This is a genomic window from Vibrio sp. JZG10 (assembly GCF_054064075.1).
In genome coordinates this window covers 1-537 of sequence record NZ_JBSUGE010000069.1, presented here as the reverse complement: position 1 = coordinate 537, position 537 = coordinate 1, and the positions used below count along the sequence as shown (strand labels likewise).

Annotated in this window: 1 protein-coding gene; it reads right to left on the bottom strand. The window is 44.7% G+C overall.

Annotation, left to right across the window (positions count from 1 at the left end):
* Window positions 1-35: 35 nt before the first annotated feature.
* On the bottom strand, window positions 36-464 hold the full coding sequence (gene tnpA, locus ACWYVB_RS24170) for an IS200/IS605 family transposase (protein ID WP_140150538.1): 429 nt from the start codon (window positions 462-464) through the stop codon (window positions 36-38).
* Between the last annotated feature and the right edge of the window lie 73 nt (window positions 465-537).

The following is a 537-nucleotide window of genomic DNA, read 5'->3' as shown; positions in this document are numbered from 1 at the left end:
GTAGATACCCCCGTGCATGCACGGGGTACTTACTGTTACAACTCCATGCGGAGTTGACCAGAATCCTTTTCGCCCTGGTGTCTAACGTAATTCGCTATAACTTGTTCATTCACGCCTACGCTACTGACAAAGTAACCTGGCGACCAAACAATGTTCTCTTTCCAGTAAACCTTACTTAGCCAACTGAACGTTTTTCGCATGTGGTGCGACGATTGGCTTTTTAGTTTACCCATGACGTCTGAAATACTGTATTTCGGTGGGATAAGCATCATCATATGCAGATGATCTTCATCAAAGCCTATCGTCTCGATCTCAACGCCAGGTAAACTTCGCAGTAACTTTGGCATAACCTTCCGTAGGTAGCTGCACATACCAGGATTCAGGATTTTCCGACGGTACTTAGTTACCCAAACTACGTGATACTTCGTGTAGTAGACACTATGGGATGAGGTGTAATATTGCATTTATCCATCGTACCGCCTCCAAAGGCATTCATCCACGGGTAAACCCGTGGTTTTCTGTATCCACAGAATAAAT